This window comes from Marinobacter sp. SBS5 (assembly GCF_048285575.1).
Lineage (GTDB): Bacteria > Pseudomonadota > Gammaproteobacteria > Pseudomonadales > Oleiphilaceae > Marinobacter.
Genome location: NZ_JBLWAZ010000004.1, coordinates 310,865 through 331,881, shown reverse-complemented (window position 1 = coordinate 331,881; position 21,017 = coordinate 310,865). Strand labels below are relative to the sequence as shown.

Genomic DNA, 21,017 nt, shown 5'->3' with positions numbered 1-21,017 from the left:
TTTGCCTAAGAGGAGTGCTGTTATGTTTTGATGGTTCACAGAGACTTCAGCACAAGCTGTGCCAGCTCCTGAAAACTCCAGTGTTACCAGCCTCCGAGCGGGTTGGGAGGGGCTGTATTCATCAATATCCAGCACCGCGGCTTGGCGCTTTCTGGTGCACCAACGAGTGCTTTGCACCAGCGTGAACCTTTTATCCGGCTTGGAACCGTGTGTAACCCCGTGTTTAGGGGCTGGCCCTTAAATTGCTACAAGTAAGCCAGGCCGAACTGGCAAAGAAGCAATAGAAGAGGACACCCCGTGAGCCGTCATCAGAATGCGTCAATACCCATCGCCACCACCTGCCCATACTGCGGCGTAGGCTGCGGTGTGCTTGCCCGAGTGGATGGTGTGGCCGGCGATAGCAGCCATCCTGCGAACCAAGGCCGACTGTGCGTCAAAGGTTCGGCCCTGCATGAAACATTGGTGACCGGCGGCGAATCGTCCTTTGGCCCTAGGGTGGGCGGTAAAGAAGTCGGTTGGGAACACGCCATCGGCCGCGTGGCTTCAGCCATCACCGATGCTGTCCGGGACCATGGCCCGGGATCCGTGGCCTTTTATCTGTCCGGTCAGCTCCTGACGGAGGACTACTATGTTGCCAACAAGCTGGCGAAGGGGTTCGTAGGCACGCCTCATGTGGATACCAATTCCAGGCTCTGTATGTCGTCTGCGGTGGCAGCTCACAAACGGGCGTTCGGTGAAGATTGCGTGCCCGGCTGTTATGAAGACCTGGAGTTGGCGGACCTGCTGGTATTGGCTGGCAGCAACGCCGCGTGGGCTCACCCGGTACTGTATCAGCGCATGAAAGCGGCGCACCGGGCTGGTCGCAAGGTGGTAGTGATTGACCCACGGCAAACCGCAACGAGTGAACTCGCTGACTTGCACCTGAAACTAAGACCCGGCACCGATACCCTGCTCTTCAACGGGCTCCTCGTGTGGATGCACGAACAACAGGCGTTGGATGTGGAATACCTGACACAGCACTGCAGCGGGGTTGAGGAAACGTTAAAGGCCGCAAAGATGTCTGCACCAGACATAGACGCTGTGGCGCAGGAGTGCGATTTAGCCCGGGAAGATGTGAAAGCCTTTTATCAATGGTTTACCGAAACCGAGCGAACGGTGACGGCGTTCTCTCAAGGCATCAATCAGTCGGTCGCCGGCACCGACAAAGGTAACGCCATTATCAATTGTCATCTGGCGACGGGGCGAGTCGGTAAATCCGGTGCCGGCCCTTTCTCGTTAACCGGCCAGCCCAATGCCATGGGCGGGCGCGAGGTGGGCGGTTTGGCAAACACCCTGGCAGCGCACATGGACTATGACACGCCGGGTGCACGGCAGCTGGTGGCGGATTATTGGGAAACGGATCGGCTGGCGGACGGGCCGGGGCTCAAAGCGGTGGATCTGTTTGAAGCGGTGCATCGGGGCGATATTAAAGTGCTTTGGGTGATGGGCACCAACCCTGCTGTCAGCCTGCCAGACAGTGCACGCGTTCGTGAAGCATTGGCTCGTTGTGACACGGTGATTGTGTCGGACTGCGTCAGTACCACCGATACCACCGCGTTCGCCGATATCCTTCTGCCGGCCGCGGGCTGGGGCGAAAAGGATGGCACGATGACCAACTCCGAACGGCGAATCTCGCGGCAACGCCGGTTTCTTCCGCTGCCGGCAGGCGTAAAGCCGGACTGGCAGATTATCAGTGAGGTCGGGCGGGCGCTCGGCCACACGCAGGCGTTTGGTTATCACAAGCCTGTGGAAATCTTCCGGGAACACGCCGCCTTGTCCGGTTATCGCAACGCCGGGGAGCGAATGTTCAACATTGCGGCTCTGGAGCACCTGACGGACGACGACTATGAGCAGATGCAGCCGATCCAGTGGCCGGTTAAAGTCGGCGGGTCTGGTGGTCTGCAGCAGACGCCTCGTCTATTCAGTGATGGCCGCTTCCCGACGCCGGATGGCCGGGCCCGGCTGGTGCCGGTGCAAGCACAGCCTCCCAGCCAACAACCCAGGGAGCATTACCCGTTGGTGGTGAACTCCGGGCGCATCCGTGACCAGTGGCATACCATGACCCGCACCGGACTGGCTTCGAAGCTGTTTGCCCACCGGGATGAGCCGTTCATTGAGGTCCACCCCGATGACATGGCCGGTTCAGAGCTAGTGGAAGGTGGGCTGGCCATCTTGAACGGGCCTTCAGGCCAGTTCATCGGTCGGGTTCGGGGCACTGCGCACCAAAGGCCGGGGGAAGTGTTTGTACCGATCCATTGGAATGGCCAGTTTGCTTCGTCGGCTTTGGCTTCAGATCTGATGGCTCCGACGGTCGACCCGATATCCGGTCAGCCTGAGAGTAAGCACGGTATAGCGGCTATCAAACCACTGCTGGCGAAATGGCAGGCCCGGCTGGTGTTACCGAAGGATCAGACCGTGTTGCCCACGCCGATGGCGGCTGCTTTTGATTACTGGAGCCGCCAAGTGCTGCTCAATAGCACCGGGTGGTGGCTGGCGGGTAGACACCGAGCGGATTGGCTGGCGTTGGGCTGGCAGTGTTTTGGCCGTGAGCCGGAACTTATCATGGAGGACGAATCGAGTGGCCGGTTTCGCGCGGTCTGGTTGATGGAAGAGCGGTTGGAGGCGGTGCTTCTGGTGGAGGCAGAGGCCGGAACAATGCCTGGAGTTGAATGGCTGGATCAGTGTTTTGCGGAAACCGGAGATGGGGTCGAACAACGTTGGTCGTTGCTGGCTGCGGGACGTGCAGACGCCGAGCCGATGGGTGCTTTGGTGTGTAGCTGCTTCCAGGTTGGGGAGAACGCTATTCTGCGCGCCATCTGTGAGGGCTGTAACAGTGTGGAAGCACTGGGCGAGGCACTGAAATGCGGCAGTAACTGCGGCTCTTGCCTCCCAGAGGTACGGGCGCTGCTGGCGTCAGTGCCCGAACAAGGAACAGAGCAGGCAGACCTGTCAGCCTAGTGGGCTTAACAGTGAAAAAGGTACGCGATACAGAAGCTTGCGGGGCCTTTGGTTGACTTCGACGGTGCAGGTTTTGCGATTAACCCGGATGACGTTGCCCTGCTTCTGCTTGTTGCCTGCGCCAAAACAGACTTGATCCCCCGCTTGCCACTGGGTGCTTTGCAGGCGCGGGCTCTGTATCTCAAAGGGAGCGCTAGAAAGCTCTAACTCGGATTCGCCTGCCTGCTCGGCTAGAAAGTGGCGGGTCGCATCGGCCGCGCCGCTGGCGTGCAATTGGTCTAGTACCTCATAAAAATGACGATTATGAACCGAACCATAGTGACGTTGCCCGGCGCTGTATTGCAGCAGGTGGGCAAATTCATGGCAGCAGGTATGGGCCAGCAGGTTTAATTCGCTGACCTCCCCGCCAAAATAGCCCCGCTTGCGAATTTCCCGGGAAGACAACCAGCCTTGGGCCGTCTCCGGCTGACGCTTGGCGGCAATCATACGCGCACCGTAATTGATCAGATGCTGCTTGGTGCGTGGGTCATAGCGGTGGTAGGTGGCCTGCCCTGAACCAACCCGCAATACTAGCCCTGCCCGGCTGTTGCGCTCCTGCACCCATTCCTGTGCCGGCTGCCAGAGTATGGTTTTTGTGGCTTGGCACATGAGGGTGCCAATTTGTTTGCTTGACTGAGGTACGTTGGCCATGAGATCCCCGATAGTTAGGGGCATGTTAGTTATGAAGGCCTGTCGACTCAATCAAAAACGGCCAGCCCGAAGGCTAGCCGTTTTGGCATGACCGAACCTGAAAGATCAGGCTTCGATCGGCGAACGCCAGTCGTCTGCACCGGAGGTGCCTGCAACTGCGTGCTCCCAAGTTACCTTGCGGTAGGACAGAGACACGGTTACCAGCTGAGTGAAGTCAGCGTTGGCAGCGTCCTGGCAGTGAGGCATGTTGCAGTCGATGTCGATGATGGTGGCATCTTCCAGGATGGTAGAGAAGAAATGCTCCTGCTTACCTTCAACGGAAGTGCGGTACCACTTGAGTTCTACCTTCGGCAGCATTTCGCCGGAAGCCAGAGCGTTGTACATCAGCGGAGTGGCTTTGTTCAGAGCGGAGGTGAACTTGAACGGCTTGTGTACGCGCTGACCAGAAGGCTGACCAGACTGAGGATCAGTCGGAACGGTAACAACGTGGCTGAATTCTTGAACCAGCACTTCGTCTTCGTGACCTTCAACGTAGATGTTACCTACGGAATCAGAAGTGAATGCACCAGCGGTGATGTTGCCCTGAGTTTTACCTTCAATACTGATATAACAAGGAGTTGGCATAGTCTGCTCCATGACGTGTGAATGAATAATGGTCCGTTGGGTGATCCCTGGACGCGGTTATGGATAACAAGGACTGTGCCAGTTCTATAAATGCTTTTTAAAACAGTTGGTTGATAGTTTTCAAGACAGTGTTGGTGGCTTGCTGAGCAAACCATTGCTTAGTCGCCGGGCGAGCTATTGCTGGCTAGGCAAAAAATTGCCCGGGCGCTTTGGCGGGCGGTGTGCTTAGCGCAGCTTGAAGCTAACCGGCAGCGCGTAAGTGAAGCTGTTTCCATGCATTCCGGGCGGGACTTCGGGCAAGGGGGCAGCCTGAGACAACATTTCCAACGCGGATTCGTCCAGCAGGGTGTGGCCGGAGCTGTCGCGCAACGAGTGTTCGATGAGCGAGCCGTCCCGGCGGAATTCGAACACGACCACGGAGGTGCCTTGCTGGCCGAGGCGGCGGGCTCTTCGTGGGTAATCGTAGTAGCGGGCCAAATGTCGGCTGAGTTTGTTCAGATAGCTCTGGATTTCGGAAGCACTGCCGGCGGTTTGTAGTGGCACCGCAGCTTGCTCTTCTTGGGCTTGGCCCTCTTCGCCAGCAGATACCGAGGCCTCTGCGGTCGGGGCTTCGGCGGTTTCTGGCTGGGTTTGCTCAACCGGAGTTGGCACAGGCTCCGGTTTGGGGGCAACAATGGGCTCTGGCTCTGGCTCTGGCTTCGGTTTGGTGACCGGCTGTGGAGCAGGAGACGGTTCCGGCTCAGCGGCGGGTTCCGGAGTGTGGCGGCCAGCCAGGCTGATTTTAATAGCCGGGGCGGAATTCACCGCGCTGTCTCCGAGGGTTGCCAGCTCCAGCGGTTTGCTGGGCGCGGCCAGCACCAAGGCGACCGCTGTGGTGCAGACAGCCATCACCAAAAACAGAACCTTAGGGCCTTTGGGTAGCGTGTTCATGCGCCCGGCTCCGTTAACAACAACACTTCGGTGTAGCCGCCGTCTTCCAGTAGTCGCAACAGGTGCTCCAGATCGACCATTGTGAGGCTTTGGTCCGCCGCGAGTTTCAGGGGTTGTGAAGCACTTGGTTCTGGTAGTGCCGACAACAATGAGTCTTCAGTGAGCGTGGTTCCGCTGACCTGCCACTGGCCATCGGCTTTCACAATCAGATCTGCCTCCGGTGCCTGTTGTTGCTCAGATTGAGCGGTGCTGGGTAATTCGGGCAGGGGTTGCTCCGTCAGCTGCCCCGCCACGATAAAGAACATCAGCAGCAGAAACACCAGATTGATCAGCGGCAACAGCGCATCTTCAACCCGATCCAATAGGCCTTTGCCGGACGTGGACGGTGGTGGCACCCATGCGTTCATGGGCTTTCACGCTTCCAGTGGGCCGTAATGCCGGCGTTGTTCAGCGCACTCAGGGTGCGGGTGAAATCGGCCAGAGCGGAATCCGGTGTGGTGCTTAGATTGGCTTCGCCAATGCCTGCAGCCTTTAACGCGGGCAGTAATTCGGCCAGTAAGTACTGGTTTTCCTGCCAGCGCACGATGCCGCCGGCTGATACTTGAAGTTCCGGCAAGGGGTCGCCTGTAACGTTGCGGCGGTCTTGGGTGCTGTTGCTGAGTTCAAGGTGATCCAGCGGCGTGAGCCGGGTGGTCAGCATGAAAAACACCAGCAGAATGAACACCACATCGATCAGTGGCGTAATCCGGATCGGCATTGGCCGGCTTGGCCGGGGTTCAACCAGCTGCATGGGCAAGGCGCGTGTTGCTGCTGAAATCAGCGGATGAGCAGTTCTGCTCTTCTACAGAGGCTTCCGCGTTTCTCGCCTCGGGCTTTGCCGGTTGAGGGGCTGTAGCGAATTCGTCGGCCGGGATAACGTTAAAAACGCTCACCAGCGCACTGTTGATGGTTTTGTGAATTCGGCGCAGGCGAAATTCAATCCACGCCGCGAGCGCTGCAAAGGGGATCGCCACCACCAGACCGGCCGCCGTCGTGGCCAAAGCCTCGTAGATACCGCCGCTGAGCTGACTGGCGTTGGCCCGGCCTTCAGTGGCGGCCATCGCACTGAAAGCTTCCATCATGCCCATCACGGTGCCAAGTAGCCCAAGTAAGGGCGCGAGAGCAGCGATCACTTCAATGATTTTGAGAGGCGCTTCAAACGGTTCGAGCGAGTTTTGCGCATCCCGCACCGCGGTTTCCCGCACGGCCGCGATGTTGGTGCCGGACTGGCAGGCCGACATGGTATTAACCAGCAGATGCATCATCGGATTGGTTCGCCCGAGCAATCCGGCATTCTCCCGAGCGGCCTGCACCGGCGCATCGGCAGAAGATTGCTGCCATTGTGCGACGAGCCGCTGCAGTGGTTTGGTCAATCGGGGGGTGTAAAAAGCGCCAAACAGCATGAGATACAGAAAGGTAGCCACGCCGACAAAGGCAACAGCGATCAGAACGACCATCACTGGGCCGCCCATGCTGATGAGCTCGGCAAGTGGGCCGTGATCAGTGAGGGCGGTGATGGCGGCGTGGGATGAAAACATACTCGATGCTCGATCAATGAATAATTGATCGAAATGGTAATGATTATCAATTGAATTGCAAGTTACGATCCCGCAGAGTTTTACTCGTTATAAATCGTGGCTTGATTACCCCGTTGCTGCTTGCCACAAAAGACGCAGCGCCAGCAGCGTGAGTACCACATTGAATGCGGTGCTGAACCAGCGGTTGCTCATCGTCTTCAGGATATGGAGCCCGATCCAGGTGCCAGCGAAGCCACAAGCAATCATGGCCAGAATGAACATCAGCCAGTCGGAAAAGACAAAGCCGGTAAACCCGAAAATGAGGGCCTTGGGTGCATGTTGCAGGGTCATGGCCGTGGCGAAGGTCGACACGGTTTTGAAGCGGTCTTCATGGATCTGTTTGATAAATGCGGCTACCAAAGGGCCAGTAGCGCCAACAAACAGGCTGATGAAGCTGGTAATACCGGACGCCATGAAAATACCGGCAGGCCCGAATGAGGTTTTCGGCAGTTTCGGCCCCCAACAGAGGTACAGCACAAATACGGCAATGGAGAGTTGCCAAAGTTGGGCGGGCATATCGATCAGAAGCCAGGCGCCAATCGCTGCGCCGACGAGTACACCAGGAGTAAACGCGAGAATGACGCGCCAGTCGATGTGGTGCCAGGTTAGTACCGCTCGGCCGGAGTTGGAGCCGAGCTGAATCATGCCATGAACGGGAATAATGGCGGCTGCCGGCATCCATGACGCCATTAATACCAACAGCAATACCCCACCTCCGGCCCCCAGCATGGCGGTGAGCATTGAGGTCACGACAGAAGCCGCCAATAGGAACAGGGCAACGGCAGGGCTGAGGGCTTCGGGCAGCAGGGCAAGGTCCATGGCACTCACTTTGGTAATGACGTAAGCTCCTGAGTTTCCGGTTTATACGACAAATGTCTATAGGTCTTTGGGTAGATAACAACAACAGGGTTACCGATGAAACAGTCTGAATATCTGAGGTATGACGCCACCGCATTGGCGGATTTGATTTACCGGGGCGAAGTGACATCGCAGGAAGTGGTGGAAGCGGCGATCGAGCGTGCCAACATCGTAAACGGCAAGCTGAACGCGATTTGTCAGCCACAGTTCAATGATGCGGTGACCCAATCCTTCCCTGCTGATAGCCCGTTTACTGGTGTTCCGATGCTGTTGAAAGATCTGGCTCAGGAACAGGCAGGTCACCCGTGTACCTACGGAAGCCGGGCTTATCGCGACCACGTACCTGCCCGGGATTCTGAATTTGTTCGTCGTGCCCGTAAGGGCGGCCTGTTGTTTCTTGGCCGTACCGCCACGCCTGAGTTTGGCCTGAAAGCCGTGACAGAATCGGAGCTCTGGGGCCCCACTCGAAACCCTTGGGATCTTAGCCGAACGCCCGGTGGTTCCAGTGGCGGTTCCGGCGCGGCCGTTGCCGCTGGCATTGTGCCCATGGCGGGCGCCAATGACGGTGGCGGCTCGATTCGCATACCTGCGGCGTACAACGGTTTGTTCGGCCTGAAGCCGTCCCGAGGCCGAATTTCACCGGGGCCCAACGTGGGTGAAGCCTGGACAGGAGCCTCTGCAGATCATGTGGTGACCCGCACAGTACGAGACAGCGCGGCCATGCTGGATGTTCTGGCAGGGCCGGCCAGTGGTGATCCGTTCCGGATTCCTGAGCCGGAGACATCGTGGCTGGAGGCCATGCAACAATCGCCGGGCAAGCTGAAAATTGGCGTGTTTACGTCGTCGCCATACGACACTGAGGTTGCTCCGGAGTGCGTGGCAGCGGTAGAAGAAACGGCCCGCATGCTGGAAAGCATGGGCCACGAGGTGGAATACGCACGCCCCGAGTTTGATGGTCTGGCGTTGGCCCGCTGTTATCTTGCGCTGTACTTTGGCGAAGTGTCGGTTATGGCTCGGCGCGCCAAGGAACAGCTTGGTGCGACCGACAAAGACTTGGAGCTGGATACCCGGTTGCTGGCAATGTTGGGTAACACCATGCCCTTACCCGAGTATGTTGCGCGCCGACAGCAATGGAACGACTTCTCCCGTGCGCTGGGGGCTTACTTTGACCGCTTTGATATGTACCTGTGTCCTACGGCCGGGCAACTTCCCGCCAAGATCGGTGAGCTCGACACCCCCGGCCATCTGAAAGTGGCGGCGAAACTGATGCTGGCACTAAAAGCGGGTAAGTTGGTGCATCGCAGCGGTCAGGTAGACCAGATTGCCATGGAAAGCCTGGCTCGAACGCCTTTCACTCAGTTGGCCAACCTCACTGGCACGCCGGCGATGTCGGTGCCGATGCACTGGACCAAAAGCGGTCTGCCTGTTGGCGTACAGTTTGGCGCAACTCATGGCGATGAAGCCCGTTTACTGCAACTCGCTGCTCAGTTAGAGGAAGCCAATCCGTGGTTTGAAAACTACGAGCGATTAAACAACGCATTCTGAGTTGCCAAGTTGTATGTGGGCGCAGGGTTGAGATCTGCGCCTGAGCCCCCACGTTTATCTTTTCTACAGTGAACACGCTATGCTGTAAGTCAGGGGTCAGGTCCCCTGACCACTCTGATGGCATCGAGGAGGCAAGCATCTTATGAACCAATCGATGGCAATCGAAGATCTGGTATCCGTAGCACAGGCGGAAGCCATGGGGGAGTTAGATGCCCCGATGATGGCGATCGTTCTGTCCAGTGACCAAAGCTATGACCTACCCATCCAATCTCTGGAGACCGATGCCGACAAGGCCCGTTGGGGTTTGATACTGCGGGCTGCCCGAGAACACGTAGAGGCCGACGCGGTGGCCGTTCTTTACCCTGCCTGGACTACGGTTCGGCGTAAACCGACCGAAGATCAGGCTTTGGAAGCGGCCGTTGAAGATGAAGAAAGCCCGGAAGACGATGCCGGCCCTATCGACACCTTGTTTGTGCAACTGCATACCCGCGAGCGAATCTATTGGCGCGGGTTTGAGCAAATCAGGGATCCAAGGCACCAGCGCATCATAGGTTTTCGAAGGATCAAGGCCTTGTCCTCCGACTATGATCGGGACAGTGCGCCCAACGTTGCGGCTTGGCTGAACACCTTGTTTGAGCCGTTGCCCGATGAAGGCGAAGAAACCGATATCGACCGGGAGCTGGCAGAATTACTGGAAGAGCCGGAAGTCAGTGCAGCGCTCTACCCGAGACAGCTGCGCTCCTTGCATTGATCGGGTGGGCGCTCATCCCGCTCTGCCTCATTTCCCATCTTGGTAGCGGCCTGTAAACCGTACGGGCAACTACCCACAAACAGCCCTTGGACAGTGGTTCGGGTTTGGCCGCCGAATACGTTATAATCGGCGGCTTTCACTCTGCCCCACGACGCTTTGACGAAAGCGCTTATCCAAGGCACTGACCATGATTGTATTTGACGAGGTAAGGAAGTCGTACCAAGTAGGTGGGCGGGATATTCCCGCGTTGCGTCCTACCAGTATGACCATCGAAACCGGTGAGGTTTTTGGCATTGTTGGCCATTCCGGCGCAGGCAAGTCCACACTGATTCGACTGATCAATAAGCTCGAGCCGGTTTCCGGCGGCCGTATTCTGATTGAAGGCGAAGACATCACCGGCTATTCCGCAGCGGAACTTCGTGCTTTTCGCCGCAAAGTTGGGATGATCTTCCAGCACTTTAACTTGCTGTCTTCCAAGACGGTTGCGGACAACATTGCGTTTCCGATGAAGTTGGCAGGCATTTACAGCAAAACGGAAATCCGCGAGCGGGTGGAAGAGCTGCTGGCACGGGTGAGCTTGAGCGATCATGCCCATAAATACCCGTCCCAGTTGTCCGGCGGACAAAAACAGCGAGTGGGCATTGCACGCGCACTGGCTTGTCGTCCGACGGTGTTGTTGTGTGACGAAGCCACTAGCGCATTGGACCCTCAAACGACTCAGTCCGTGTTGAAGTTGCTGGCCGACATCAACAAAGAGCTGGGCTTGACCATCGTACTGATTACCCACGAGATGGACGTGGTGCGCCGGGTTTGTGACCGGGTAGCCGTGATGGATGCCGGGCGCGTGGTGGAAATGGGACCGGTCAGCGAAGTGTTCCTGCACCCGCAGCACCCGACTACCCGGGATTTTGTGCTGGAAAGCGAGAGCATCGACGGCGACGAGTTGCAGGAAAACTTACAGAAAGCCGAAGGCCGGATTTTGCGCCTGACTTTCAAAGGCGAGTCTACCTACAAGCCTTTATTGGGCAGTGTTGCCCGACAGTCCGGCGTTGACTTCAGCATTTTGTCCGGCCGAATTGATCACATTAAAGATACGCCCTACGGCCAGCTTACCCTTTCATTGATTGGTGGCGATGTTGATGTGGCGTTGAAAGCCCTCGAAGCCGCTGATGTACACGTGGAGGTGGTGCGTTGATGGAAGCTCTCATGGAAAGCCTTATGGGCAATGTCGACTGGGCCGAAATCGGTATAGCCAGCTGGGACACGCTGGTTATGGTGGGCATGTCGCTGCTGTTCAGTGTGCTGATTGGTTTGCCCATTGGTGTGCTGCTGTTTCTGTTTGGTAAGCGCCAGTTGCTGGAGCAGCCAGTGGCTTATGCGATTCTGTCGTTTGTGGTCAACGTGCTACGGTCCGTGCCGTTTATTATTCTGTTGATTGTAATGATTCCGTTCACGGTGATGCTGATTGGCACCTCCTTGGGTGTGGCCGGTGCGATCCCGCCTCTGGTCGCGGGCGGTGCTCCATTCTTTGCCCGGTTGGTCGAAACGTCACTCAGAGAAGTGGATCGCGGCATCATCGAAGCCACTCAGGCGATGGGCGCGAATATCCGCCAGATCGTGTTTGGTGCCTTGCTGCCTGAAGCACTTCCGGGCATCATCGCTGGTATTACCGTTACGGCGATCACACTGGTTTCTTATGCCGCTATGTCGGGTGTTATTGGCGGTGGTGGCTTGGGTGATTTGGCTATTCGCTTTGGTTACCAGCGCTTCCAAACGGACGTGATGATCATAACCGTTGCTTTGCTGGTGATCTTTGTACAGCTGCTGCAGATGGCGGGTGATCGTCTGGTACTGTATTTCAGCCGTAAGTAACTCTGAATTATTTGTCTTTTGAGCAGGAGTATTTGTTGATGAATCTGAAGAAAACACTGGTGGCTCTGGCCGCCGCAGCGACTTTCTCTTCCGCTGTTACGGCAGAAACTCTGTCTGTAGCCGCGACTCCGGTCCCTCACGCTGAGCTGCTGGAATTCGTAAAGCCGACTCTGGCAGAGCAAGGTGTCGAGCTGGATGTGAAAGTATTCACCGACTACATTCAACCCAATATTCAGGTTGATCAGAAGCGGATGGACGCGAACTTCTTCCAGCACCAGCCATACCTGGACGAATTCAACGCCGGTCGCGGTACCAGCCTGGTCACTGTGACTGGTGTGCACGTTGAGCCGTTCGGTGCCTACTCCACCAAGATCGAGTCTCTGGACGATCTGAAAGAAGGTGCGGTTGTGGCTATCCCGAACGACCCCACCAACGGTGGCCGTGCGCTGCTGCTGCTTCAGAAAGCCGGTTTGATCACCCTTAAGGACGAAAGCAAGATCACTGCGACCCCGCGTGACATTGCCGACAACCCGAAAGACCTGGATTTCAAAGAACTGGAAGCCGCCACTCTGCCGCGCATCCTGAATCAGGTAGACGTTGCCCTGATCAACACCAACTACGCGCTGGAAGCGGGCCTGAATCCTTCTGAAGACGCCCTGATTATTGAGGGGGCCGAGTCTCCGTACGTCAACATACTGGTTGCTCGTCCGGATAACAAAGACAGCGAAGCCATGCAGAAGCTGGCTAATGCGTTGAAATCGGATGCGGTCAAAGACTTCATCATGAAGAAGTACGAGGGTGCAGTTGTTCCGGCATTCTGATGGCCGGCGATTGCTAACTCACTGAAATAAAAAGGGCAGGTATTACCTGCCCTTTTTACGTTTACAACCCGTAGTGATTAATCACCGCTCCAGTTGGTTTTCGGGTCTGGAGTCATCCGCAGGTAAGATTTAACGGCCTTGTAGCCTTTCGGGAAACGTTCTTTGATTTCGTCCTCATCCTGAAGAGATGGCACGATGACGACATCACCGCCCCGCTCCCAGTTACCCGGCGTTGCCACTTTGTGGTCGTCAGTCAGCTGTAGTGAATCAATCACTCGCAGAACTTCATTGAAGTTCCGGCCGGTTGAAGCCGGATAAGTGATGATGAGCCGAACTTTTTTGGCCGGGTCGATCACAAACAGAGAGCGAACCGTCAGGCTGCTGTCTGCGTTCGGGTGAATCATGTCGTACAGCTCAGAAACCTTGCGGTCTTGGTCAGCAATGATGGGGAAGTTGACCGTGCAGCCCTGAGTCTCGTTGATGTCTTTGATCCAATCGTGGTGAGAGTCGACGGGGTCAACACTCAGCGCAATGGCTTTCACGTTGCGCTCGGCGAACTTGTCTTTCAGCTTTGCAGTCAGGCCCAACTCGGTTGTGCACACAGGGGTAAAGTCAGCAGGGTGCGAGAATAAAACGCCCCAGCTATCTCCTAACCATTCGTGGAAGCGGATGGTGCCTTCACTGGATTCCTGTTCGAAATCCGGTGCCGTATCTCCTAGGCGTAAGCTCATGCTTGGTCTCCTTTCACGCATCGTTGCAGATCTGTGGTTTTGGCTGCGCAATTGCGCAGCCAACTGGTTAGCCCAGTGTATACAAGTAAACATGGAGCCGCAGCGGGGGAAAACAAGGGGGCTTGATCTACCTCATCTGCAGCGCCCACTTCCGTGGGGGCGAGTTACTGGCTTGTATCAGTTGATTCCGGGGCTCATCTGTTTATCAAAGTAGTCCTTGGTCAGACGGAATACCACCGGGCTAAGCAACAGCAGTGCGATCAGGTTAGGCAAGGCCATCATGGCGTTCAGAGTATCGGCCAGCAGCCAGATGAAGCCCAGATTGACCGTCGCACCCACCGGAATCGCAAGGATCCATACGATCCGGTAAGGCACGATGGCTTTTACGCCAAACAAGAACTCGATGCTCCGTTCACCGTAGAAGGACCAGCCCAGAATGGTGGTGAAGGCGAAAATCGCCAGCGCAATCGCCACCAAATAGTTGCCCAAGCCCGGCAGGCCGGTTTCGAAGGCCAGGGAGGTCAGTGCTGCGCCGGTTTCACCGGAGGTCCAAACACCGGAAGTGATAATCACCAAGCCGGTAATGCTGCACACGATGATGGTATCGATAAAGGTGCCGAGCATAGCAACCATGCCTTGGCGAACCGGGTCTTTGGTTTGTGCGGCTGCGTGAGCAATAGGTGCGGAGCCGAGGCCTGCTTCGTTGGAGAAGATACCGCGCGCGACACCAAAACGAATCGCTGCCCAAACGGCCGCGCCGGCGAAGCCACCTTCGGCTGCCGCAGGGCTGAAGGCATAGCTGAATATTAGGCTGAAGGCATCGGGAATTTCATGGGCGTTAATGGCCAGAACCACCAGACCGATCAGCACATAAGAAACCGCCATGAATGGAACCAGGGCGCTGGCCACCTGACCGATGCGTTTGATACCGCCGATTAGAACCATGCCCACCAGCACCATCAGTACCAGGCCGGTTGCCCAATGCGGGATGCTGAAGTTGGCTTCGAGCACATCGGCGACTGAGTTGGCCTGCACGGTATTACCGATACCGAAAGCCGCGACCGACGCAAAAATCGCAAACAGCACGCCCAGCCAAGCCCACTTTTTACCCAAACCGTTGCGAATGTAATACATTGGGCCGCCCACGTGGGCGCCGCGCTCATCCACTTCGCGGAAGCGAACGGCAAGTACCGCCTCGGAATATTTGGTGGCCATGCCCACCAGTGCTGTCAACCACATCCAGAACAGCGCACCGGGACCACCCAAAAACACCGCGGTGGCCACACCGGCGATATTACCCGTGCCTACGGTTGCCGACAGTGCTGTCATCAGTGCCTGAAACGGCGGAATATCACCTTCGTCGTCACCACCGCGGGCCCGACCGTTCCACATCAGGCGGAAACCTGCGCCGAGTTTCATGATGGGCATGAGTTTGAGGCCGAGACTCAGGAATAAGCCGACACCCAAAATCATGACCAACATGGGTGGTCCCCAAACCAAGCCGTTGATTTCACTTACAAAGTTTGAAATTGCTTCCATGAGGACTCCCAGTGTTTGCAATGGATAGTGCGTTGGTTTTGGTGCGCGCAGACATAACTCTTTGAGTTTAGTTGATAATTTACACCTATGAAATGCTTGCCTCTCACGGTTTCCTATTTCGGCAAGGATTGCCTATGTTTAAAGAGAGGCCTATCTGCTCGACGAGAGATCATTAACCACGGATAAGGGGGTTGCCGATGCATTCACTGAAGGTTTCTGAGGTTATGTGGAACCACATTGAGCCTATTCGGTGTGGGACACCGCTGACCAGCGTGGTGAAAGCCCTGCTGAATAATCACGTGACCGGTTTGCCCGTGGTTGATGAACAGCGCCGGGTCATTGGGTTTGTGTCCGAACAAGATTGCATTCATGCACTGCTGGTGAGCAACTATCACAGTGAAGGCGAACCCAATGTGGATGACGTGATGTTCCGCAACCCGGTGACAGTATTGCCGGATATGTCGGTGGTCGATCTGGCACAGAATCTGGGCGCTGGTAAGCCGAAAGTGTATCCGGTCGTTGAAAGTGGGAAGTTGGTGGGGGTGGTGACTCGTTCAGCCATATTGTCCCAGTTGGCGAAAGCCGGGCAAACGATGGAGCGCTCCCGTTTCGAAAGTGCTGAGGACTAAAGTCCGTAGCGTTGGACTAGCTTCGGAATCCCCAGATCAGGCTGAAATCCATGGACGGCATGATTTCCGGATCACTCGGGCTGAGTGACGGAGTATGCCGTCAAGTGATACATACCGGTAGTATGATCGTATACTCGTCGCTAATACAATGTAGTCCGATTTAATGGACGCTTTATGACTACATTGTGTCTTTCAATGCATATTTGTTAAGAATCGTAGCAGCTTGGCGACCAAGGCTCGGACCTGAGCTACGCTCAGGATTCTTCGCAACTTTTGCTGGGCTCTCTGCTGCATGCTCTACCGCCTTAAAAATGATTTTCGGTTGTCTATTGTCACCTTGCTGTCGGGCAGTGCCATTCTTGGCATCACGCCGTTTGCGATCATGCGGTTTCTCGATGGCAACCTGCTTGCGGGATTCATTGATCTAGGCATTCTGGTCGTACTTTCAGGAAGTTTGATTTATGCCTGGGTAACCCACGACACCTATCGTTCTGGCATTTTTTTGGCCATAGCCAGCTGCACCGGCGCAGTGGTGGTGGGCATACTGGTGGGCGAGGTCGGTTTGTTTTGGCTCTACCCCTGTTTGGTCACCACGTTTTTTCTGGCGCCCAGTCGGGTAGCGGCTGCCCTCAATCTTGTGTCGGTCTTGGCCATGATGACGGTGGAGAATGCGTTCACTTCATCCGTGCAAATGTGGACGTTCGTGGCCAGTACCACGATCGTGAGTGCATGTTCTTACGTGTTTGCCTTACGCAATAAAGAGCAGAGAGAGCGCCTCGAGCAATTGGCGACGATTGATCCGCTGACAGGCGTCAAAAATCGCCGGTCAATGGACCAAGAGTTGGATTTGGCTGCGGCGAATGCGGAACGAACCGGGCTGTCTTATGCGCTAGTGATACTAGACATTGACCACTTCAAGAAAATTAACGATGAGTACGGCCACGGTGTTGGTGATAACGTCCTGCGTGATTTGGTCGGTTTGATTGAAGAAAATACCCGCCGTACCGATTTGCTGTTCCGGTTTGGTGGTGAAGAGTTTGTGGTGCTGTTTCCTGGTGTCGATGAAGATAACCTGAAAACCGTGGTTGCCAATTTGCAGCAAGGGTTACGAAGGTCGCTCAAAGGGCCTGGAGGCCCGGTTACGTCTTCCTTTGGTGTGGCCGTATTGCGTCACGGGGAAAGCGTGACAAGTTGGTTATCCAGAGCGGACCACGCTCTCTATCGGGCCAAGGAGTCCGGCCGTGACAGAGTCGTGTATGGCGATGATTTCTGAACAAGTTCGCTGTACGTAGCGTTTGCTTGCCGATTATTCATTTGGCTCCGCTTTGGGTTGGTAGCGGAACAGTCGCCATCCTAGAAACAAACTAGCGGAGGTTAGCCCCGCGGTAAGCCCTACCCAGAACCCCGCTGCGCCAAGTGATGGTGTGATCCAGTCTGTAAACGTCAACACGTATCCTAGTGGCAACCCCACCACCCAAAACGAAAACAGCATGATTAACATGGGCACGCGGGTGTCTTTATAACCGCGCAGGGCGCTGATGCAGGTCACCTGAATGACATCGGCGATCTGGAACATGGCAGCAAAAGAAAGCAGCCGGATGGTGATCGCTTGTACCTCTGGGTCGTTGGTGTATAGCGCAGCGATAGAATCGGAAAAGACGAGCAGCAAGGTCGCAAACACTAAGGCGACCGCTGAGGCTAGCAGCAGTGAGCTGCGAGAGATCAGCCTGGCGCTGTCTGGAGCTCTGGCCCCAATCAAGAAACTCACCCTCAAGGTGAGCGCCATGCCGATACTCAGGGGCAGCATGAACAATAAAGAAACGACGTTCAAGGCGATTTGGTGACCGGCCACGATCACTGGCCCCAAGGGTGCCAAAAACAGCGCGATCACGGAAAACATGCTGGCTTCGACGAAGATGGTGAAGCCGATTGGCACACCAAGCTTTAGAATGTAATGGATGCCCGCAATGTTGGGCTTAACCCGCTCCGCGAGCAGATGAAACTGTTTGAAGGTTTGGCTGCGGTTAAGGTAGATCAGTAGTGAGATGGCAGCAATGCCGTTCGATATTGAGGTCGCCCAGCCACAGCCAACACCGCCCATGGCGGGTAGCCCGAATTTTCCGTAGATGAAAATATAGTTCAGAGGCAGGTTGATCAGGGTACTGAGTACTGAAAACATCATGATCACCCGGGTGTGCCCCAAGCCGTCTGTCAGCCCTCGAAGCGCATTCATCAGCAGCATAGCGGGAATGCCCCAGGCAAAAGCATTCAGATAGCCTTGGGTGATGAGTGCCGTGTCGGCGTCCATCTTCAGCAAGGCGAGCACTGGGTGTACGTTGGTCAGTAGCAACGCCATGATGACCGTGCCGCCCAGCGCAATATAGATGCCCTGCCAGGTCGCCGGCATGATTTTGCTGGTGGTACGGGCACCGTTGTAGCCGGAAATGATGGGCTGAAGCGCCCCAAGCAGGCCCATGAAAAACAGGAACAGTGGCATCCACAGGCTGCTCCCGATGCCGACGGCCGCAAGATCTTCAGCGCTGGCATGGCCTGCCATGACTGTGTCGATAACCCCGTTGGCCATTTGCGCCACTTGCGCGATCAGAATCGGCCCGCCGAGCAACGCCAAAGTTTTCCATTCGGTGAGCGTGCGGCTGATTAAAGGCTGTCGAACTTCGGGTAACGGCTGGTGCGTTTCGTCCATGGTACTTAGGGCTTTGGCTGCGGGTGTGTGAGGGCTTGTGGCTTAAATAGAATCGCCAATATTACTTCATTCATGCGTGTGGCGCTTATAGGGGTTTGCACCGCATGAGCCGCTGCACGGGGCGGTTAAAACGAGTAAAGTACTGGACCGGATCTTATAAGGTATGGTGATATGGTTTTTTTGATTCTGGTGACTGTCCTGTGGGCATTCTCGTTCAGTTTGATTGGTGAGTTTCTTGCCGGACAAGTGGATAGTGACTTCGCCGTTTTGAGCCGTGTATTGCTCGCTTCGTTGGTGTTTCTACCGTTTACCCGTTGGCGCGGCGTGCCGAACGGGATGAAACTGCGCATCATGGCCACCGGTATGCTGCAGTTCGGCATTACCTATGTCTGCTTATACCGTTCCTTTGCCTACCTGTCGGTGCCCGAGGTTCTGCTGTTCACCATCTTCACGCCCTTGTATGTCACGTTAATTGACGACGCGCTGTTCCGTCGCTTTTCCCCGGTCGCTCTGTTGGCTGCGGTTGTTGCGACATTAGGCGCTGGGATCATTCGCTACGACGGGTTAAGTGAGGACTTCCTTACCGGATTTTTACTGCTGCAGGTGGCTAACATGGCGTTCGCGGCAGGCCAGGTGGGCTACAAGCATGTGATGCGCAAATATCCATTAGACCTTCCTGGCTATCGCACCTTTGGTTACTTCTTCTTCGGGGCGCTGGTGATTGCATTGCCTTCGTTCCTGATCTTTGGCAACCCCGACAAGTTGCCGGCCACCATGCTGCAATGGGGCATTCTCGCCTGGTTAGGCTTGGCGGCATCGGGCCTTGGTCTGTACCTCTGGAACCGTGGGGCCTGTGAGGTCGACGCAGGCACGCTGGCGGTGATGAACAATGTGCTGGTACCCGCCGGTTTGATGGTCAATTTATTAATCTGGAACCGGGACGCAGACCTGACTCGGCTAGCGCTTGGTGGCGCAGTAATAGCGTTTTCACTGTGGGTGAACGCAAGGTTTCACCCTCGCGCGCGGATGCAATTGGCGAACTAAGCACGGCTATGCTTTTAACCTATTCAAAACTTTTTTGGGGTGTTACGTATCATGCGAAAGAATCTCCCGGTCACCGATAAAGAAATTGAGGTGGCCGCTGGCATGCGGCTGATCAGTACCACCAATTTGCGGGGGGTGATCACCTACTGCAACGATGATTTTGAGGCCATTAGCGGGTACGGGCGAGATGAACTGATTGGCCAACCGCATAATCTGATTCGTCATCCCGATATGCCGGAAGCGACCTTTGCCAACATGTGGAGTTACCTGAAAGCAGGTAAAGCCTGGATGGGCGTTGTGAAAAATCGCACCAAATGCGGCGGTTACTATTGGGTCAGTGCATACGTTACGCCGATCTGGGAGGCGGGCGAAAAGGTCGGCTACGAGTCGGTGCGTGTAGCTACCACCCGCGATCAGGTCGAGCGAACTCAAAAACTGTATGCGCGGCTTTCCGCTGGTCAGGTGCCGTCGGCACGTATCAGTCGTGTGCTTTCGACCTTGCGCTCCGGATCTCCGTTCATTGTATCGCTGGTACTCACACTCGTGGCCTTGCAGCTGACCTCGCCGGTATGGGCTGTGGTTGTTGCCACTCTGGGGCATGGGTTGGCCGCCTGGTGGGTGTACGGGTCGTTAACCAAACGTCTGAAACGTATTCTGGGGCTTCGCCTAGACGCTTTTCAGGACCCTTTGATTGCTCGAACCTACTCGGATGAGCAAGGGCTGTTCTCAAGGTTGGCGTTGGTCTTGGTGAGCGAGGAAGCGCGTTTGCGGACGGCGCTGGCCAGAATTGATGATCAGGCTGAGTACTTGAATGCCCAAGCTAAGGCTTCACACGCCTTCATTGCTGAGGGCGCGGAAGCCATTGCCCGTCAGCGCGCCGAAACGGACCAGACCGCCTCAGCGATCAATGAAATGACCGCTTCCATACAGGAAGTCGCCTCAGCGGTCGCCGATAATGCGCGGGAAGCAGAGCAAGCTCATCGTTTGGCGCACGATGGTAGTGCGCGCAGCACCGAAGCTCTGGTTGCAATAGAACAGCTGGTGGATCGGGTCAGCAGTATTGGTGCATCCGTTAGTCGCTTGGGCGAGTCCACCCAAACCATTGGTGAAGCCGCGAATCTGATTTCCGACATCGCTGACCAAACCAACCTGCTGGCGCTGAATGCGGCGATTGAAGCGGCCCGAGCTGGTGAGCAGGGTCGTGGATTTGCGGTGGTTGCGGATGAAGTGCGTTCTTTGGCGCAGCGCACCCGAGAGTCTACGGTGAAGATTCAAGAGGTGATCGAAAGCTTCCGGGCTCAAGTTGAAGAAACCAACGAAGCCGTGCGGGCCGGTGAAGCCATAGCCGGTGATGGGCTGAGTAAGGTGCAAGGAGCCGTTGGGGCTTTGAACGCGATTGTCAGTTCGGTGGATGCCATTTCCGACAGCTTTATCACTATGTCGGCCGCTTTTGAGGAGCAGAGTCAGGTTTCGGATGAAATCAATCAACAGATCGTGAACATCGCCGGGCTGGCCGATCAAAGTGATGAGCAGGCCGAAGCTGCCCGAGGCAGTAGTGATAAGCTCAGCACCATGGCTCACGGTTTGAAGGATTTGGTCGCTCGATTTGTTGATAAAAATCGTTAAATAACGAGAAGTTGGGGTGGGATAAACCCGCGTCTTTTTG

General features: G+C 56.0%; 20 protein-coding genes. 10 read left to right on the top strand and 10 right to left on the bottom strand.

The genetic code is table 11. From position 1 onward, the window contains the following. Positions 1-297: 297 nt before the first annotated feature. Complete coding sequence (locus ACNQ6O_RS13090) at positions 298-2,997, top strand: molybdopterin-dependent oxidoreductase (RefSeq protein WP_418053668.1); 2,700 nt, start codon at positions 298-300, stop codon at positions 2,995-2,997. Here ACNQ6O_RS13090 and ACNQ6O_RS13085 read toward each other — a convergent pair. The 7 genes from ACNQ6O_RS13085 to ACNQ6O_RS13055 form a co-directional block, all read right to left on the bottom strand. Then, entirely contained in the window at positions 2,989-3,687 is a 699-nt protein-coding gene (locus ACNQ6O_RS13085; protein ID WP_418053667.1) for a hypothetical protein, read from the bottom strand. The two genes, ACNQ6O_RS13090 and ACNQ6O_RS13085, sit on opposite strands and share 9 nt — an antisense overlap. A 105-nt stretch (positions 3,688-3,792) precedes the next feature. Further along, positions 3,793-4,311 (bottom strand): Hcp family type VI secretion system effector, encoded by a 519-nt coding sequence (locus ACNQ6O_RS13080; RefSeq protein WP_022990530.1) that lies wholly within the window; start codon positions 4,309-4,311, stop codon positions 3,793-3,795. Between the two features lie 225 nt (positions 4,312-4,536). Next, entirely contained in the window at positions 4,537-5,241 is a 705-nt protein-coding gene (locus tag ACNQ6O_RS13075) for a TonB family protein (protein WP_418053666.1), read from the bottom strand. After that, positions 5,238-5,648 carry an ExbD/TolR family protein gene (locus ACNQ6O_RS13070; RefSeq protein ID WP_418053665.1) on the bottom strand — a complete coding sequence of 137 codons (411 nt, stop codon included), beginning with the start codon at positions 5,646-5,648 and terminating at the stop codon, positions 5,238-5,240. Before ACNQ6O_RS13070 ends, ACNQ6O_RS13075 begins: the two co-directional genes overlap by 4 nt. Next, positions 5,645-6,031 (bottom strand): ExbD/TolR family protein, encoded by a 387-nt coding sequence (locus ACNQ6O_RS13065; protein WP_418053664.1) that lies wholly within the window; start codon positions 6,029-6,031, stop codon positions 5,645-5,647. Before ACNQ6O_RS13065 ends, ACNQ6O_RS13070 begins: the two co-directional genes overlap by 4 nt. Beyond that, positions 6,018-6,818, bottom strand: coding sequence for a MotA/TolQ/ExbB proton channel family protein (locus ACNQ6O_RS13060; RefSeq protein WP_418053663.1), 801 nt, complete (start codon positions 6,816-6,818; stop codon positions 6,018-6,020). The genes ACNQ6O_RS13065 and ACNQ6O_RS13060 overlap by 14 nt, the downstream gene beginning before the upstream one ends. A 105-nt stretch (positions 6,819-6,923) precedes the next feature. Further along, a complete protein-coding gene (locus ACNQ6O_RS13055) occupies positions 6,924-7,676 on the bottom strand; it encodes a sulfite exporter TauE/SafE family protein (RefSeq protein WP_418053662.1) in 753 nt (250 codons plus the stop codon). Positions 7,677-7,772: 96 nt separating this feature from the next. On the opposite strand from ACNQ6O_RS13055, the gene ACNQ6O_RS13050 reads away from it, so the two are divergent. The 5 genes from ACNQ6O_RS13050 (at position 7,773) to ACNQ6O_RS13030 (ending at position 12,704) form a co-directional block, all read left to right on the top strand. Then, positions 7,773-9,260 carry an amidase gene (locus ACNQ6O_RS13050; protein ID WP_418053661.1) on the top strand — a complete coding sequence of 496 codons (1,488 nt, stop codon included), beginning with the start codon at positions 7,773-7,775 and terminating at the stop codon, positions 9,258-9,260. A gap of 142 nt (positions 9,261-9,402) precedes the next feature. Continuing rightward, positions 9,403-10,011 carry a hypothetical protein gene (locus ACNQ6O_RS13045; RefSeq protein WP_418053660.1) on the top strand — a complete coding sequence of 203 codons (609 nt, stop codon included), beginning with the start codon at positions 9,403-9,405 and terminating at the stop codon, positions 10,009-10,011. A 187-nt stretch (positions 10,012-10,198) separates the two neighbouring features. Further along, positions 10,199-11,206 carry a methionine ABC transporter ATP-binding protein gene (locus ACNQ6O_RS13040; RefSeq protein WP_418053659.1) on the top strand — a complete coding sequence of 336 codons (1,008 nt, stop codon included), beginning with the start codon at positions 10,199-10,201 and terminating at the stop codon, positions 11,204-11,206. Then, a complete protein-coding gene (locus ACNQ6O_RS13035; RefSeq protein WP_418053658.1) occupies positions 11,206-11,883 on the top strand; it encodes a methionine ABC transporter permease in 678 nt (225 codons plus the stop codon). The genes ACNQ6O_RS13040 and ACNQ6O_RS13035 overlap by 1 nt, the downstream gene beginning before the upstream one ends. 38 nt (positions 11,884-11,921) lie before the next feature. Continuing rightward, a complete protein-coding gene (locus tag ACNQ6O_RS13030) occupies positions 11,922-12,704 on the top strand; it encodes a MetQ/NlpA family ABC transporter substrate-binding protein (RefSeq protein ID WP_418053657.1) in 783 nt (260 codons plus the stop codon). A gap of 77 nt (positions 12,705-12,781) precedes the next feature. Here the strand turns inward: ACNQ6O_RS13030 and ACNQ6O_RS13025 are convergent, their stop codons facing one another. Then, positions 12,782-13,435 (bottom strand): peroxiredoxin, encoded by a 654-nt coding sequence (locus tag ACNQ6O_RS13025; protein ID WP_418053656.1) that lies wholly within the window; start codon positions 13,433-13,435, stop codon positions 12,782-12,784. A gap of 177 nt (positions 13,436-13,612) precedes the next feature. Continuing rightward, on the bottom strand, positions 13,613-14,974 hold the full coding sequence (locus ACNQ6O_RS13020) for an alanine/glycine:cation symporter family protein (RefSeq protein ID WP_418053655.1): 1,362 nt from the start codon (positions 14,972-14,974) through the stop codon (positions 13,613-13,615). Between the two features lie 197 nt (positions 14,975-15,171). On the opposite strand from ACNQ6O_RS13020, the gene ACNQ6O_RS13015 reads away from it, so the two are divergent. Beyond that, the gene (locus tag ACNQ6O_RS13015) at positions 15,172-15,603 is read left to right on the top strand and encodes a CBS domain-containing protein (protein WP_418053654.1); all 432 of its coding nucleotides are present in this window, start codon (positions 15,172-15,174) and stop codon (positions 15,601-15,603) included. Positions 15,604-15,895: 292 nt separating this feature from the next. After that, positions 15,896-16,876: a GGDEF domain-containing protein gene (locus ACNQ6O_RS13010; protein ID WP_418053653.1), complete on the top strand. Its 981-nt coding sequence runs from the start codon at positions 15,896-15,898 to the stop codon at positions 16,874-16,876. Between the two features lie 33 nt (positions 16,877-16,909). Here the strand turns inward: ACNQ6O_RS13010 and ACNQ6O_RS13005 are convergent, their stop codons facing one another. Continuing rightward, complete coding sequence (locus tag ACNQ6O_RS13005; RefSeq protein WP_418053652.1) at positions 16,910-18,307, bottom strand: MATE family efflux transporter; 1,398 nt, start codon at positions 18,305-18,307, stop codon at positions 16,910-16,912. Positions 18,308-18,478: 171 nt separating this feature from the next. Between ACNQ6O_RS13005 and ACNQ6O_RS13000 the strand changes: the two genes are divergently transcribed. After that, complete coding sequence (locus ACNQ6O_RS13000) at positions 18,479-19,351, top strand: carboxylate/amino acid/amine transporter (protein WP_418053651.1); 873 nt, start codon at positions 18,479-18,481, stop codon at positions 19,349-19,351. 51 nt (positions 19,352-19,402) lie between these two features. Beyond that, positions 19,403-20,977 (top strand): methyl-accepting chemotaxis protein, encoded by a 1,575-nt coding sequence (locus ACNQ6O_RS12995; RefSeq protein WP_418053650.1) that lies wholly within the window; start codon positions 19,403-19,405, stop codon positions 20,975-20,977. The last annotated feature ends 40 nt before the right edge of the window (positions 20,978-21,017 follow it).

Excerpts from the sequence above, each read along its gene's own strand:
- ACNQ6O_RS13085 (WP_418053667.1), bottom strand. The coding sequence starts at position 3,687 with ATGGCCAACGTACCTCAGTCAAGCAAACAAATTGGCACCCTCATGTGC.
- ACNQ6O_RS13080 (WP_022990530.1), bottom strand. The coding sequence starts at position 4,311 with ATGCCAACTCCTTGTTATATCAGTATTGAAGGTAAAACTCAGGGCAAC.
- ACNQ6O_RS13075 (WP_418053666.1), bottom strand. The coding sequence starts at position 5,241 with ATGAACACGCTACCCAAAGGCCCTAAGGTTCTGTTTTTGGTGATGGCT.
- ACNQ6O_RS13070 (WP_418053665.1), bottom strand. The coding sequence starts at position 5,648 with ATGAACGCATGGGTGCCACCACCGTCCACGTCCGGCAAAGGCCTATTG.
- ACNQ6O_RS13065 (WP_418053664.1), bottom strand. The coding sequence starts at position 6,031 with ATGCAGCTGGTTGAACCCCGGCCAAGCCGGCCAATGCCGATCCGGATT.
- ACNQ6O_RS13060 (WP_418053663.1), bottom strand. The coding sequence starts at position 6,818 with ATGTTTTCATCCCACGCCGCCATCACCGCCCTCACTGATCACGGCCCA.
- ACNQ6O_RS13055 (WP_418053662.1), bottom strand. The coding sequence starts at position 7,676 with ATGGACCTTGCCCTGCTGCCCGAAGCCCTCAGCCCTGCCGTTGCCCTG.
- ACNQ6O_RS13050 (WP_418053661.1), top strand. The coding sequence starts at position 7,773 with ATGAAACAGTCTGAATATCTGAGGTATGACGCCACCGCATTGGCGGAT.
- ACNQ6O_RS13045 (WP_418053660.1), top strand. The coding sequence starts at position 9,403 with ATGAACCAATCGATGGCAATCGAAGATCTGGTATCCGTAGCACAGGCG.
- ACNQ6O_RS13040 (WP_418053659.1), top strand. The coding sequence starts at position 10,199 with ATGATTGTATTTGACGAGGTAAGGAAGTCGTACCAAGTAGGTGGGCGG.
- ACNQ6O_RS13035 (WP_418053658.1), top strand. The coding sequence starts at position 11,206 with ATGGAAGCTCTCATGGAAAGCCTTATGGGCAATGTCGACTGGGCCGAA.
- ACNQ6O_RS13030 (WP_418053657.1), top strand. The coding sequence starts at position 11,922 with ATGAATCTGAAGAAAACACTGGTGGCTCTGGCCGCCGCAGCGACTTTC.
- ACNQ6O_RS13025 (WP_418053656.1), bottom strand. The coding sequence starts at position 13,435 with ATGAGCTTACGCCTAGGAGATACGGCACCGGATTTCGAACAGGAATCC.
- ACNQ6O_RS13020 (WP_418053655.1), bottom strand. The coding sequence starts at position 14,974 with ATGGAAGCAATTTCAAACTTTGTAAGTGAAATCAACGGCTTGGTTTGG.
- ACNQ6O_RS13015 (WP_418053654.1), top strand. The coding sequence starts at position 15,172 with ATGCATTCACTGAAGGTTTCTGAGGTTATGTGGAACCACATTGAGCCT.
- ACNQ6O_RS13010 (WP_418053653.1), top strand. The coding sequence starts at position 15,896 with ATGCTCTACCGCCTTAAAAATGATTTTCGGTTGTCTATTGTCACCTTG.
- ACNQ6O_RS13005 (WP_418053652.1), bottom strand. The coding sequence starts at position 18,307 with ATGGACGAAACGCACCAGCCGTTACCCGAAGTTCGACAGCCTTTAATC.
- ACNQ6O_RS13000 (WP_418053651.1), top strand. The coding sequence starts at position 18,479 with ATGGTTTTTTTGATTCTGGTGACTGTCCTGTGGGCATTCTCGTTCAGT.
- ACNQ6O_RS12995 (WP_418053650.1), top strand. The coding sequence starts at position 19,403 with ATGCGAAAGAATCTCCCGGTCACCGATAAAGAAATTGAGGTGGCCGCT.